The organism is Microbacterium sp. NPDC079356 (assembly GCF_049545465.1).
Classification (GTDB): Bacteria; Actinomycetota; Actinomycetes; order Actinomycetales; family Microbacteriaceae; genus Microbacterium; species Microbacterium gawkjiense.
On record NZ_JBMWDN010000005.1, the window covers coordinates 129,819 to 143,432 of the forward strand.

The window sequence follows — 13,614 nt, forward strand, 5'->3', positions numbered from 1 at the left end:
ATGGCGACGGCCACGGGTAAGACCAACTGGTTCGCGATCTGGATCAGCGTCGCGGTGGTGGCGGTCCTGGTGGGTGTCGTCGCCGTTGTCGCTGTGCTGAACTCGCAGGCGTCGGACCCCGGACCCGTCCCGCAGGCCAGCGGCATCAACCGCGAGACCGGTGCGATCACCTTCGGCGACGGGCCCGACACCGTCGCCACCCACGTGGACTTCATGTGCCCGTACTGCGGCCAGTTCGAGGAGACGGAGGGCAAGACGATCTCGGGCCTCGTCGACGACGGCAGCATCACCCTCGAGGTGCACCCGGTCACGATCCTCGACCGGCTGTCGCAGGGCACCGAGTACTCGAGCCGTGCGGCATCCGCCATGTACGCCGTCGCCGAAGCCGACCCCGACAACGCCTACGCCTTCTTCCGTGCGCTGTGGGACGAGCGGCCCCAGGAGCAGACGCCCGGCCTGACCGACGACGAGCTCATCCAGATCGCGAAGGATGCCGGCGTGAACGTGACCGCCGAGCTCGAGAAGTCGATCAAGGACCACGAGTACAAGAGCTTCGCCCAGTCGCAGGAGTTGCCGGAAGGCGCCACCGGGACCCCGACGCTCGTCGTGAACGACGAGGTCGTCCCGGTCACGTACGACCCGCAGGCCGACATCCTCTCGCGACTGTCCGCTCGCTGAGCGCGGCGGCGCTCACTCGCCGAGTCACCACTCGGTTGCCCCGTCACCACCCGAATGCGCGCCTTCGGGTGGTGATTCGGCGTTTCGGCGGTGATTCGGGGTGGGGAACACGCCGAACCGGTAGAGCTTCGAGCGCAGACCGCCGGGGGAGCGGATGTCGGCGGTCGTCCAGCGGATGACGCGACGCCCGGTCAGCCCGCGGATCCAGTCCTCCCGCTCCTTCTCCGCTCGCAGGACATCCTCCAGGGCCCGCCCGTGCCGCATGGCGACGTCGCGGTACTTCACCTCGCCGTCGTACTCGCCCCACACCGCGGCGTCATCGAGGCCGAAGTCGACGAAGTAGGGCCCCACCGGCACCTGAAGCCTGATCCGCCGGAATCCCAGCTCGTGCAGGCGCAAGCGGCTCACACTTTCTCCCGCGGACTCCGAGCGCCCGTCGGCGAGTTCCAGGAGTTCGCGCGCCTGACGTACCCCGCGAGCGCCTGTGGTCAACCGTCGCGCGATCTCGGCGCGCAGATATTCGGCTGCATCGGCGTCGAAGAGTCGCTGCCGTGCGTCCCACGCGACCGCGCGGAGCGCGGCATCCGCTATCGCGATCGCGGTGTCGCGGGGCGTCGTCCGCAGCACGTCGGCGACGGTGCGTGCGGGCGCGGTGAGGACGAGGCCACCCGATGAGACCACGTCGACGTCGGGTACGGCGCATCGATGGCGGGACACATACGGTGTCCCTCGCGAGACCGCCCCGTTGTGCTGCGTGCCGGAGACGTGCACATGCGTCGGCGGGGCGCCCCAGAGAGGCAGTCCGTGCAGCAGCGCAGCGGTCAGGTGGGAGTAGACGACGCCGCCGCGCCGGCGCTGCTCATAGGCCGCCACCTGCAGGAGATGGCGTTCGGCGGGCCACGCCGCGTCCCACGTCTCCGATGCGACGAACGTGCCCCGTGCGAGCTTTCGAAGATCTCCGTGGCTCAGCGTCGCGATGTCGCGGCGGGTCATTCCCCCTCGGAGGAGCGCGGGACGCGTCTCGATCCGGCACACGGCGTCGTCGAAGTCCATCCGCTCACCCTCGCCTCCCGTCGAAGCCCGCGCGATGCGGAACAGCCGTCGGGGGACGTCCGCGGCATCCATCGGGCTGTGCAGGAAGCCATGGGCGCGTCGAATCACCATCGGTGCGTCGAATCACCAGCGAGATGCGCGCCATCGGATGGTGAGTCGGCACGTGGATGGTGACTCGGCGAAGAACAATCGCGGGCTGAGCGCGCGGCGGCGACACGCCGAGTGGCGGGTCGCCTGGATATCACGTACACTAAATCTTTGGTGCGTTGCGCCTGTTTCGGCGTGTCACCACAATCCCCACTCACCGCAGACCGACCGGTCTGCCAACTGTAAGCGAGCGTATGGCGAAGAAAGACGGTGTCATCGAGATCGAGGGTGTGATCTCCGAGGCTCTGCCGAACGCGATGTTCCGCGTCGAGCTGAGCAACGGTCACAAGGTCCTGGCCACGATCTCCGGAAAGATGCGGCAGAACTACATCCGCATCATCCCCGAAGACCGTGTCGTCGTGGAGCTCTCGCCTTACGACCTCACGCGCGGTCGCATCGTCTACCGCTACCGCTGAGACCGGTCGAGAAGTAACGCCCCGCACACCCGTGTGCGTCGGCGAAGACAGCGAATCAGGAAAATCATGAAGGTCAACCCCTCCGTCAAGCCCATCTGCGACCACTGCAAGGTCATCCGCCGCCACGGTCGCGTCATGGTCATCTGCAAGTCGAACCCGCGTCACAAGCAGCGCCAGGGCTGATGGGATGCCGCGCCCCGGCGCGGCCTCGCAGGCTCACAACTGAACACATCTCGGCAGGATCAGAACCCGCTCAGCGGGGGACACCTCGGGTCGGAGGCCCGGGCACCGATCCTGCTCCACACCTCCACTTACTCCTAGGAGACATCGCATGGCACGTCTTGCCGGCGTTGACATCCCGCGCGACAAGCGCGTGGTGATCGCCCTCACCTACATCTACGGCATCGGCCGTACCCGCTCCGTCGAGATCCTCAGCTCGACCGGCATCGACGAGTCGATCCGCGTCAAGGACCTCACCGACGACCAGCTGGTCGCTCTCCGCGACCACATCGAAGGCACTTACAAGGTGGAGGGTGACCTGCGCCGCGAGGTCGCCGCAGACATCCGCCGCAAGGTCGAGATCGGCTCGTACGAGGGTATCCGCCACCGTCGCGGCCTGCCCGTGCGCGGCCAGCGCACGAAGACCAACGCGCGTACCCGCAAGGGTCCCAAGCGCACCGTCGCCGGCAAGAAGAAGGCGCGCTAAAGCGCGGCCGCCACAGGTTTAGGAGAACACTCACATGGCACAGGCCAAGTCCGCTGCGCGCAAGCCGCGCCGCAAGGAGAAGAAGAACATCGCGCTGGGCCAGGCCCACATCAAGTCGACGTTCAACAACACGATCGTTTCGATCACCGACCCCTCGGGTGCGGTCATCAGCTGGGCCTCCTCGGGTGGCGTCGGCTTCAAGGGCTCGCGCAAGTCGACCCCGTACGCCGCCGGCATGGCCGCCGAGTCCGCTGCGCGTCAGGCGCAGGAGCACGGCGTCAAGAAGGTCGACGTCTTCGTCAAGGGCCCCGGCTCGGGCCGCGAGACCGCGATCCGTTCGCTGACCGCCGCCGGTCTCGAGGTCGGTTCGATCCAGGACGTCACGCCTCAGGCCCACAACGGCTGCCGCCCCCCGAAGCGCCGCCGCGTCTGATCCTCGACGGATGCCGGGGGTGCGACGTGCGTCGCGGCCCGGGCATCCCGGTCACAACTCAACACTTCAACAACTGCACGTGTCATATAGCGGTCACGTGACTGAAAGGAACACATAGTGCTCATTGCACAGCGTCCCACTCTGACCGAGGAGAAGGTCGGCGACTTCCGCAGCCGATTCGTCATCGAGCCCCTCGAGCCGGGCTTCGGCTACACGATCGGCAACGCGCTGCGTCGCAGCCTGCTGTCGTCGATCCCGGGTGCCGCGGTCACCAGCATCCGCATCGACGGCGTGCTGCACGAGTTCAGCACCGTCCCGGGTGTCAAGGAGGATGTCACCGAGATCATCCTCAACATCAAACAGCTGGTGGTCTCCAGCGAGCGCGACGAGCCCATCACCGCGTACCTGCGCAAGACGGGCGCCGGCGAGGTCACGGCCGCCGACATCTCCGCTCCGGCGGGTGTCGAGGTCCACAACCCCGACCTGGTCATCGCGACGCTCAACGACTCGGCGAAGTTCGAGCTCGAGCTGACGATCGAGCGCGGCCGCGGCTACGTCTCGGCCACGCAGAACCGCAACGAGTACGCCGAGGCCGGTCAGATCCCGATCGACTCGATCTACTCGCCCGTCCTCAAGGTCAGCTACCGCGTCGACGCCACCCGTGCCGGTGAGCGCACCGACTTCGACAAGCTCGTCCTGGACGTCGAGACCAAGTCGTCGATCAGCCCTCGCGACGCCGTCGCGTCGGCCGGTCGCACGCTGGTCGAGCTGTTCGGTCTCGCCCGCGAGCTGAACGTCGAGGCCGAGGGCATCGAGATCGGCCCCGCGCCGGTCGCCGAGGTCCTGACCAACGAGCTCTCGATGCCGATCGAGGACCTCGACCTGTCGGTCCGGTCGTACAACTGCCTCAAGCGCGAGGGCATCAACACGGTGTCCGAGCTCGTCGCCCTCTCGGAGACGCAGCTCATGAACATCCGCAACTTCGGTCAGAAGTCGGTCGACGAGGTCAAGGACAAGCTCGTCTCGCTCGGCCTGTCGCTGAAGGACTCGGTCCCCGGGTTCGACGGTGCGCACTTCTACGGCGGCTACGACGACGAGACCGTCTGAGCGGACTCCGGTTCGCCCCGGTCCACTGACTGAATTTCTTTCCAGGAGTAATTGACATGCCCAAGCCCACGAAGGGTGCCCGCCTCGGTGGCGGCCCCGCCCACGAGCGTCTTCTGCTTGCGAACCTCGCTGCCGCGCTGTTCACGCACAAGTCGATCACCACGACCGAGACCAAGGCGAAGCGCCTGCGTCCGTTCGCCGAGCGCCTGGTGACGTTCGCCAAGCGCGGCGACCTGCACGCTCGCCGTCGCGTCCTGTCGGTCATCGGCGACAAGTCCGTCGTGCACGAGCTCTTCGCCGAGATCGCGCCGCTGGTCGCCGAGCGTGAGGGTGGCTACACCCGCATCACGAAGGTCGGCAACCGCAAGGGCGACAACGCGCCCATGGCCGTGATCGAGCTCGTCCTCGAGCCCGTCACCCCGAAGGCGAAGTCGTCGAAGAAGGCTGCTCCGGCCGCCGCTGCGCCGGCCGCCGAGGAGCCCGCTGCGGAGGAGACCGAGGTCGAGACGCCCGCTGAGGACGCCGCCGACGCCGGTGCCGAGTCGCCCGAGGAGGGCGCTGCTGCCGAAGCCACCGCCGAGGACGCCGTCGCGTCCGACGACGAGAAGGCCGACGAGGCCAAGTAAGGCTCCCTCCCCGGAGGGAATCCGAGGGCCCGCCCCCGTTTCGGGGCGGGCCCTTTCTCGTACCCGCGCGGGGGCGTGGGGCCGCCGCCTCCCTGGCCACATCATGTGCTCGCAACGACATCACACGCTGTGCACGGTCCAGAACGTGTGCCCTCGTCCGGAGCACATGATGTGGATGCGGAGGGGCGTCGCTCGGCGGGCGCGGTGGGGCGGCGGGCGCGGTGGCGGGGGATCGGTCCTGAGAGGGTCAGCGCGCGGCGTCGAAGGTCTGGGCGACGGCCCACTGGGCGAGCTCGACGCGGTAGCGCAGCTGCGCGCGGCTGTTCTCGACGCCGTCGATCGCGTCGGCCACGGCGTCGGCGTAGCGCTGTCCGCCACGGGCGCCGGGGTGGATGCCGTCGCCCGCCAGCAGGTCATCGTGACCGCTGATCGCCGCCGACCAGTCCGCGATCGCGACGCCGGGGGTGTGCTGCGCGAAGGACTCGAGCTCCTCGTTGACGCCCGGGATCCAGTCGCGGGGCGCGTGGGCGGTCACGAGCACGAGCGTGCGGTGAGGGCCGACATCCTTCTTCAGGCGCGCGAGGTCGTCGGGGTCCACCGGTCCATTCGTGCCGAGCCCCACGACGACGTAGTCGCGCAGCTGTGCGCGGGCGGCGAGGCGGTCGACGATCGCGACGCCGGCCCCCATCGAGCGCGACACCTTCGCGTCGACCTGGGCGCCCGGCATCCGGTCGAGGAGGCCGCCGGCGGACGCGAGCATCACCGAGTCGCCGACGAGGGTCACGCGCGCTCCGGCGACACGGACGGAGGCGGGCGGAGCGGGGCGGCCGTCCGGCGGGGTGCAGAGTCCCTCGTCGTCGCTGAGGTGCGCGGATGGGCACTCCGGACGCAGCACGGCGTCGTCGCTCCGGAGGGCGGCGCCGGGCAGCGTCGCGTGATGCGAGCGGGAGGATGCCGCGTCGAGCGCCGCGCGTCCGTCGCGGACGGCCGCTTCGCTCGAGGCCATCGTCGGCGCGTCGGCGACCGCCGCGGTCGTGCCGGCGACGACGAGGAGCCCTGCGGCCATCGCGGCCGTGGCGGCGAGGCGTCGCACGGGGCCGCCGCGGAACGCGCGCCGGACGGACCGGAGCGAGGCGCGGAAGCCGAGCCGGCGTACCGGCTGCTCGATGAAGCGGAACGACACCTCGGCGGCGACCAGCGTGAGCGCCAGGGTGAGGAGCGCGACCTCGACGGGCACCGCGACGTCGGGGGAGGAGCGCGTGGTCGCGACCGTCAGGATGACGACGAGAGGCCAGTGCCAGAGGTAGATCCCGAAGGACCGCTCGCCGATCCAGCGCAGCGGCGCGACGTCCAGCGCCCGTCCGAGGCGCGAGCCCGCGCGCACGGCTGACGCGATCGCCACGACGGTCAGGACGGATGCCGCGACGAGAAGCCCGGGGAAGGTCTCGATCCCGTCGCCCGGCGTCACGAACGCGAGCAAGACGACCCCGGCGATCGCCGCACCGCCGACCACGGCAGGCACGCCGCCGCGGCGCTCCGCCGGGCGCAGGAAGGCGAGGGCGACGCCGAGCAGCAGACCGAAGGCGTGCGTGTCGGTGCCGTAGTACACGCGGGTCGCGCCGCTGCCGGCGAGGAGCACCGCGGCCAGGACGGATGCCGCCGCCAACCCGACGGCGACGGGCACCCGGCCGCGTCGCAGCCGCAGGACGAGCGGCAGCAGCAGCGGCCAGAGCAGGTAGAACTGCTCCTCGACGGCGAGGGACCAGAGGTTCCGCAGCAGTTCGGGCGCGGAGGAGTCGAGACCGCCGCCGAAGTACGACGACCCGTTCGCGACGGCGACCCAGTTGTACGAGAACGTCGTCGCCCCGAGCAGCTGACCGCCGAGGCCCACGAGGATGTCGCCGCCCACCATCCAGGCGAGCGACGCGGTCACGAGGACGACGACCCCGATCGCGGGCAGCAGCCGGCGGGCCCGCCGCCGCCAGAAGTCCACCAGGCCGATCCGGCCGTGCTCGTCGTGCTCGCGGAGGAGGAGGGTCGTGATGAGGAACCCGGAGATCACGAAGAAGACGTCGACACCGAGGAACCCGGCGGGCAGCGCCGGGAACAGGTGGTACACGACGACCAGCAGGACCGCGACGGCGCGAAGTCCGTCGAGGCCCGGCAGGCGCGCGGAAGAAGGTCGAGTCATGTCGAAGCGGGGAGGGGTCTCGAGGCGAGCGGGCGATTCGCGGCATCCAGTCTAGGTCGGCATCCTGAACGGGCCCGCCCCTTCCCGCCGCGCCCGTGGTCGGGATAGGTTGGCATCACCGAGACACGGACGAGCGCCCGCAGACGTCACCGCGATCCGGCGGGCGCGTCGCCCCCAGAAGGGACGTGCAGCATGGCCGGAAAGATCATCGTCGGAGTCACGGGTGCCCCGGTGTCGCGCCGTGCCGTGGACTGGGCAGTCACTCGTGCCGCCCAGCGCCAGCAGGCGGTCGAGCTCGTCTCGGTCGTCGGCGGCGCTGTCGGGGCCGTCGGCGAGGCCGAGGTGCTCGGTGCGGCGCAGACCGCGACGCAGCGTCTGCTCGACGGCGAGGCGGCGCGGGTGACGGATGCCGGGGTCCCGGTCACGACCCGCGTCGAATCCGGCAACCCCGTCACCAAGCTCATCGAAGCCGCCGCGGACGCCGCGCTCCTCGTCATCGGCAGCGACTACCGGGGACCAGGGACCGGCCCGGCACGCGGGGTGCACGGCATCCGGATCGCGGCGGGCGCGAAGTGCCCCGTCGTGGTCGTCCCCGACCGCGATCTCGGGGAGGGGGCGGGGATCGTCGTCGGCATCGACGGGTCCGAGGTGTCCGAGCACGCGATCGAGTTCGCCGCCGCGGAGGCGGACCGGCTCGGCGAGCCGCTCATCGCGGTGAACGTCTGGACGCCGCTGCACACGCCGCGGAACGCGATGGAGGTCTACCCCGACCTCTACCTCGCGAACATGCAGTCGACGGCCGAGGAGGTGCTGGCGCTGTCCGTCGCCGGCCTGTCGTCGCGCTACCCCGACCTGCGCATCGTCCGCCGCGTGGAGCGCGGTTATCCGTCGCAGGTGCTGGCCGGGATCGCCGCCGACGCCCGCATGGTCGTCGTCGGCACCCATGGTCGGGGTGCGCTCGCCCGCTTCCTGCTCGGGTCGATCAGTCAGGAGCTCCTCTCGCACCTGCCGACCGTCACCGCCGTCGTCCGCTGACATCGACGTGCGCGCCCGCGGGCGACGTGCGAAAGTGAGGGCATGACCTCTCGGCACGCCGTCCTCGTCCTCGGCGAAGCACTCATCGACATCGTGGAACGGGACGGCGGTGACGCCGAGTTCGTCGGCGGCAGTCCCGCGAACGTGGCCGTCGGCATCGCGCGGCAGGACGTGCCGGCAACCCTCCTGACGCGCCTCGGCCGCGATGACCGCGGCCGCCGGATCGCCGAGCAGGTGACCGCGTCGGGTGCGGTCGTCCACGAGGCGTCCTGGACGGATGCCGCGACCTCCACCGCCCGTGCCCGGCTGCGCGCCGACGGCTCGGCCGAGTACGACTTCGACATCGTGTGGGCGCTCGAGGCGGACGCCGCAGCGGACGCGGCAGTCGCGGCATCCGTCGTCCATTCCGGATCGATCGCGCTGTTCCTGCAGCCCGGGGGAGAGGTCGCGCTCGCGACCCTCGAGCGCGCACGTCAGGCGGGCCGTGTCGTGACGGTCGACCCGAACGTGCGGCCGGCGCTCGTCGGACCCGACCCGCGGCCGGTCGCCGAGCGGGCCTTCGCGGCGGCGACGCTGGTGAAGCTGAGCGATGAGGATGCCGAGGCGCTCTACCCGGGTGTGCCCGCCGCGCGCGTGCTCGAGACCATCGCCGCCCGGGGGTCGCAGATCGTCGTGATGACACGCGGCGGCGAGGGCGCCCTCGCGCTCGGACCGTCGGGTCTCGTCGAGGTCGCGCCGCTCGTCGTCGACGTCGCCGACACGATCGGCGCGGGCGACGCGTTCATGGCGAGCCTCATCACGAGCCTCGTCGACGACCTCGGACTGCTCGCGGGCGACGTCGACGCCCTCCCGCGCGCGCTCCGCCGCGCCGTCGTGACCGCGGGGATCACCGTGTCGCGGCCGGGCGCGAACCCGCCCACGCGCGCGGAGGTCGACGCGACGGTCTGACCGGCGCGGATAGGCTGACACCGTGCGCCTCCGGATCGATCTCGCCTACGACGGCACGGACTTCCGAGGCTGGGCGCGGCAGCCGGGCCTGCGGACCGTGCAGGGGACGCTCGAGGCGGCGATCGCCCGCATCCTGGGCGGGGATCCGCGGCTGGTCGTCGCCGGACGGACGGATGCCGGGGTGCACGCGTCAGCGCAGGTGGCTCACCTCGACCTGACCGACGGACAGGAGCGCCGGCTGCTGTCGGGACGGCGACCGGAGCCCGAGGCGCTCGCCGCGCGCATCAACGGTGTGCTCGGTCCGTACCCGGATGTGGCGGTGCACCGCGTGAGCGTGGCGCCCGAGGGTTTCGACGCGCGATTCTCCGCCGTGTGGCGTCGGTACGCCTACCGCGTCGCCGACCGGGCGACCGGATACGACCCACTCGAGCGAGGGCGCACGACCTGGGTCGCGGCGCATCTCGATGTGGCGTCGATGGATGCCGCTGCCCGCAGCCTGCGCGGCCTGCACGACTTCGCGGCGTACTGCAAACCGCGCGAGGAGGCGACGACGATCCGCACGCTGCTCGAGTACGGCTGGCGGCGTGAGGAGTCCGGCGTCCTCGTCGCCTCGGTGAAAGCCGACGCCTTCTGCCACAGCATGGTGCGCGCGCTCGTGGGTGCCTGCGTCGCGGTCGGGGAGGGGCGGATCAGCGTGGACCGCGTCGCCGAGATCCGCGACGAGCTGGTCCGCACGAACGAGGTGAAGGTGCTCGCCGCGCGCGGCCTGACGCTCACCGAGGTCGGCTACCCGGCGGGTGAGTTGCTGGCCGCGCGCGCGGAGCAGACCCGGGCCCGACGGGACCTGGGCGCCGCCGATGACTGAGTGACCGCGCTGCGCTGATCCACGCCAGTAGACTGACGGCACCGCAGGGAGGGGTCATGATGCGGATGAGAACCATGCGTCTGGCCGCCGCGGCGGCGCTCGTCGGTAGCGCGGTCGTGCTGTCGGGATGCGGCCCGTCCCCGTGGGCCCTGCAGAGCCCGACCCCGACGGCCCCGGCCGCGGTGTCGAGCCCGCCCGTCGTGGTCGCGCCCCCGGTCGAGAACGACCTCTCGAGCGGCTCCACGCAGCGGGACCTCAAGGCGGGCGCCGTGAGCGTCGCCGTCAACTACTGGTCCGACCTGCGGATGGACCGGTGGACGGCGAACGCCGTCAAGCCCGTCAGCCTGTCGCTCGTGACCACCATCACGCCCAACGACGGGCAGAAGGTGTACCTGCAGAAGGCGACCATGCTCGCCGTGCCGGCCAACGCCGAGGAGACCTTCCCCGCGCTCGGTCCGCAGATCGACGAGGCCAGCGTGAAGAACGGCTACCTCGTCCTCAAGCCCTACAGCTACTCGCAGACCTTCAACGTCGGTCAGGTCCCCGAAGGCGCCACCTACGTGACGCTGCAGTTCACCTACGACTTCCTCGTGCAGACCAAGCCCAAGGCCGACGAGTACGCGAAGCAGACCGCGACCGACACGGTGACCGTCGCCATCGCGCAGCAGGCGGCATCCGGCTGAGCCTCAAGAACCTCAAGGTCCGGTAAAGACCAGCGCGAGGCTTCGCGAAGTCACCGGTGAGCGAGGGTTTCCGCCCCTACGGTGAAGACGTGGCACTGGCGGCGGCGACCCGAACCCCGCCGCCGGTGCCCTCCACCCTTCCGACCGAGCGAGGTTCGCGCATGTCCATCCGTCCCACCGCCCGTCGCCGGCTCGGCGTCGTCGCACTGGCCGCCGCGGCTGCGCTGTCGCTCTCGGGGTGCGCTCAGGTCGTCGAAGCCTTCAACTCCATCTCGGGGACGAGCGAGAACGTCGCCGCCACCCCCGCTCCGAACGCGACGCCCGCCGCCGGGACGGTCGAGATGCCGTTCGACTCGCAGTTCACCTACGACGGCTCGGTGCAGATGACGTACGAGATCGCCGACGGTCTCGACATCATCCTCGACTTCTGGGCCGTCGACTCCAAGCGCACCCGCGAGTGGTACCCCGACAACGCGAAGACCTTCGGCTTCGCAGTCAACGTCAAGGACACCCGCGTCGACGAGAAGGCGGTGCTCAAGCAGAAGCGTCGCGTGTTCCTCTCGAACGTGTCGATCTCGTCGCAGACCGCGCAGTCCTCGAACCAGGTGAGCTCGCCGTTCCAGTTCAGCGCCGACCCCCGCACGCTCGTGCCCACCGACACGATCCGCTCGAGCAAGGGCCTGCTGATCAACAGCTACCAGGGCGGTCTGCTCGTCCCCGAGACGACGATCAACCAGCTGCCGCCGGACACCTACGGGATCACGCTGCAGTTCGCGCTCGACGTGTGGGTCGAGGGGACGGCCGACGACGACAAGTCGTTCGTGCAGCAGACGGTCTACCCCGTCATCCCGATTGCGATCTATCCTCGTGAGACAGAGACCGACGGGTCCACGGGGGGCGCGACCGACGGCACGTCGAACGACGGCTCCCAGGGAACCACCGGCACCGACGGGTGGACCACCACCCCCGGTACCGGCGGTCCCACCACTCCGTGATCCAGCTCGAGGAACCGACGTGACGAGTCCGTACATCCCCGGCCCGCAGGGCTGGCAGCCCGCGCAGCCCCCGGTGGGCGCGCAGCCGGCGGCCGGCGCCTGGCCGGGCCAGGAGCCGCAGTGGGGCCAGCAGCCCGCGTGGCAGCCTCCGCAGGCGCAGCAGCAGCCGCAATGGCAGCAGCCCGCCTCGCAGTGGCAGGAGCCGCAGGCGCAGTGGCAGGGCGTCGCCCCGCAGGGTTCCTGGCAGGCGGCCCCCGAAGCGGTCGGTTATGCCGCGTCGCCCGGCGGTCCCGGTGCGATCGTGCCGGTCGACGAGTTCGCCGATGACTTCGCCTCGGTGCTCGAGAACCACTCGGTGCACCGGTCGACGATCGGATGCATCGTCCCTGCCTACAACGAGGCCGAGTCGATCGCCGACGTCATCCGGTCGCTCCTCGAGCAGAGCCGCGTGCCCGACGTCATTCACGTGGTCGTCAACAACACCTCGGACGACACGGTCAAGATCGCGTCGGAGTTCTCGGGACCGCACGAGGTCGAGACCGAGCTCGGACTGCAGTTCACCGAGGTGTTCGTCCACGATATCGGCAAGAACCCCGACAAGAAGGTCGGCGCGCTCAACTACGGCTACGCCCTCGTCGAGGGGTACGACTACCTGCTCGGTGTCGACGGCGACACGACCGCCGACCGCCGCGCCGTGGAGTACCTCGAGAACGAGGCCGTGTCGGACTCGCGCATCGGCGGCATCTCGGCGATCTACACGATCGACGACCGCCCCATCAAGGGCTTCATCGCCAAGTGGCTGATCGCCGGTCAGCGCACCCAGTTCGCGGCCTTCAACATGCAGAACCTGCTGCGCGGCCGCAACATGGCGGTGCTCGGCGGGCAGTTCTCGATCTTCTCGACGACCGCGCTCCGCGACATCATGAAGGAGAACCACCAGAACTCGCCGTGGGTCAAGGACTCAGAGGTCGAGGACTCGCTGCTCTCCCTGCAGATCAAGTCGGCCGGGTACCTGACGAAGATCAGCCCGTTCGCCCGGGCGGATGTCGGTGGCATGACGACCCTCAAGGGGTACGACGCGCAGCAGGTGAAGTGGACCTACGGCGCCATCGAGCTCATGTGGCCCGGTCAGCGTGGAGACACGAAGGGGCAGCCGTTCCACCCGAACCTGCGTCTGCGCTGGTTCGAGCAGTTCTCGATGCTGACGAACTTCTTCGTCCGCGTCGCGTTCATTACCCTGCTGATCGCGTCGCTGTCGATCAACGCGTTCGTGTTCTCCCCGTGGTGGCTGATCCCGCCGCTCGTGGCCGCCGGCCTGAACCTGCGGATGGCCCGCGCGATGGAGAAGTGTAACTCGCGCGACATCGCCTTCGCCGTGCTGCTGTTCCCCGCCGAGATCTTCATGTGGATCCGCATCAGTCACTTCATCCGGTCGTGGACCCGCTTCCTCTCCAAGAAGAAGGTCGACAACTGGGCCCTGCAGGCGAGAGCCGAGAAGGGCGGCGTGAGCTTCGGACACTGGACGCCCTTCATCATCCTCGCCATCGTCGCCGTCGCGATCGCCGTCATCTGGAACCTGCTCGACCCGATCACCCAGTCCGCGATCCTATGGGTCGGCTGGCCGATCGTCGGTGTCGTCACGGTCCTGCAGACCCTCACGATGGCCATCAAGCTGTTCCAGCGCCACCAGGGCTACAAGGTCTGACCCCGCGCCGGCGCGGCTCCGGGTTG

Annotated in this window: 15 protein-coding genes; 13 read left to right on the forward strand and 2 right to left on the reverse strand. The window is 70.0% G+C overall.

What is annotated here, in order from left to right; all coding sequences use genetic code 11:
• Window positions 1-678, forward strand: coding sequence for a DsbA family protein (locus ACPEH0_RS12265; protein WP_217529157.1), 678 nt, complete (start codon window positions 1-3; stop codon window positions 676-678).
• 24 nt (window positions 679-702) lie between these two features.
• Here the strand turns inward: ACPEH0_RS12265 and ACPEH0_RS12270 are convergent, their stop codons facing one another.
• On the reverse strand, window positions 703-1,842 hold the full coding sequence (locus tag ACPEH0_RS12270; protein ID WP_366214278.1) for a hypothetical protein: 1,140 nt from the start codon (window positions 1,840-1,842) through the stop codon (window positions 703-705).
• A 230-nt stretch (window positions 1,843-2,072) separates the two neighbouring features.
• Here ACPEH0_RS12270 and infA point away from each other — a divergent pair, with 230 nt between their 5' ends.
• From infA to rplQ, 6 genes are all read left to right on the forward strand, one after another.
• Window positions 2,073-2,294: a translation initiation factor IF-1 gene (gene infA / locus ACPEH0_RS12275; protein WP_017201569.1), complete on the forward strand. Its 222-nt coding sequence runs from the start codon at window positions 2,073-2,075 to the stop codon at window positions 2,292-2,294.
• Between the two features lie 66 nt (window positions 2,295-2,360).
• Window positions 2,361-2,477, forward strand: coding sequence for a 50S ribosomal protein L36 (rpmJ, locus tag ACPEH0_RS12280; protein ID WP_005050492.1), 117 nt, complete (start codon window positions 2,361-2,363; stop codon window positions 2,475-2,477).
• 148 nt (window positions 2,478-2,625) lie between these two features.
• Window positions 2,626-3,000 carry a 30S ribosomal protein S13 gene (gene rpsM / locus ACPEH0_RS12285; protein ID WP_064003314.1) on the forward strand — a complete coding sequence of 125 codons (375 nt, stop codon included), beginning with the start codon at window positions 2,626-2,628 and terminating at the stop codon, window positions 2,998-3,000.
• 34 nt (window positions 3,001-3,034) lie between these two features.
• Window positions 3,035-3,433, forward strand: coding sequence for a 30S ribosomal protein S11 (gene rpsK, locus ACPEH0_RS12290; RefSeq protein WP_018171470.1), 399 nt, complete (start codon window positions 3,035-3,037; stop codon window positions 3,431-3,433).
• A 117-nt stretch (window positions 3,434-3,550) separates the two neighbouring features.
• The gene (locus ACPEH0_RS12295) at window positions 3,551-4,540 is read left to right on the forward strand and encodes a DNA-directed RNA polymerase subunit alpha (RefSeq protein ID WP_217528388.1); all 990 of its coding nucleotides are present in this window, start codon (window positions 3,551-3,553) and stop codon (window positions 4,538-4,540) included.
• 56 nt (window positions 4,541-4,596) lie between these two features.
• Window positions 4,597-5,166 (forward strand): 50S ribosomal protein L17, encoded by a 570-nt coding sequence (gene rplQ, locus ACPEH0_RS12300; protein WP_253034947.1) that lies wholly within the window; start codon window positions 4,597-4,599, stop codon window positions 5,164-5,166.
• 247 nt (window positions 5,167-5,413) lie between these two features.
• On the opposite strand, the gene ACPEH0_RS12305 is transcribed toward rplQ, so the two are convergent.
• Entirely contained in the window at window positions 5,414-7,357 is a 1,944-nt protein-coding gene (locus tag ACPEH0_RS12305; protein ID WP_366214279.1) for an acyltransferase family protein, read from the reverse strand.
• 192 nt (window positions 7,358-7,549) lie between these two features.
• Between ACPEH0_RS12305 and ACPEH0_RS12310 the strand changes: the two genes are divergently transcribed.
• From ACPEH0_RS12310 to ACPEH0_RS12335, 6 genes are all read left to right on the forward strand, one after another.
• Window positions 7,550-8,392: a universal stress protein gene (locus tag ACPEH0_RS12310; RefSeq protein WP_217528382.1), complete on the forward strand. Its 843-nt coding sequence runs from the start codon at window positions 7,550-7,552 to the stop codon at window positions 8,390-8,392.
• 42 nt (window positions 8,393-8,434) lie between these two features.
• The gene (locus tag ACPEH0_RS12315) at window positions 8,435-9,340 is read left to right on the forward strand and encodes a PfkB family carbohydrate kinase (RefSeq protein ID WP_366214280.1); all 906 of its coding nucleotides are present in this window, start codon (window positions 8,435-8,437) and stop codon (window positions 9,338-9,340) included.
• A gap of 22 nt (window positions 9,341-9,362) precedes the next feature.
• Complete coding sequence (truA, locus tag ACPEH0_RS12320) at window positions 9,363-10,205, forward strand: tRNA pseudouridine(38-40) synthase TruA (RefSeq protein WP_366214281.1); 843 nt, start codon at window positions 9,363-9,365, stop codon at window positions 10,203-10,205.
• A 65-nt stretch (window positions 10,206-10,270) separates the two neighbouring features.
• Window positions 10,271-10,888 carry a hypothetical protein gene (locus tag ACPEH0_RS12325; protein WP_366214282.1) on the forward strand — a complete coding sequence of 206 codons (618 nt, stop codon included), beginning with the start codon at window positions 10,271-10,273 and terminating at the stop codon, window positions 10,886-10,888.
• A 161-nt stretch (window positions 10,889-11,049) separates the two neighbouring features.
• Window positions 11,050-11,883 carry a fructose 1,6-bisphosphatase gene (locus tag ACPEH0_RS12330; RefSeq protein ID WP_366214283.1) on the forward strand — a complete coding sequence of 278 codons (834 nt, stop codon included), beginning with the start codon at window positions 11,050-11,052 and terminating at the stop codon, window positions 11,881-11,883.
• 19 nt (window positions 11,884-11,902) lie between these two features.
• Window positions 11,903-13,588 (forward strand): glycosyltransferase family 2 protein, encoded by a 1,686-nt coding sequence (locus ACPEH0_RS12335; protein ID WP_366214284.1) that lies wholly within the window; start codon window positions 11,903-11,905, stop codon window positions 13,586-13,588.
• The last annotated feature ends 26 nt before the right edge of the window (window positions 13,589-13,614 follow it).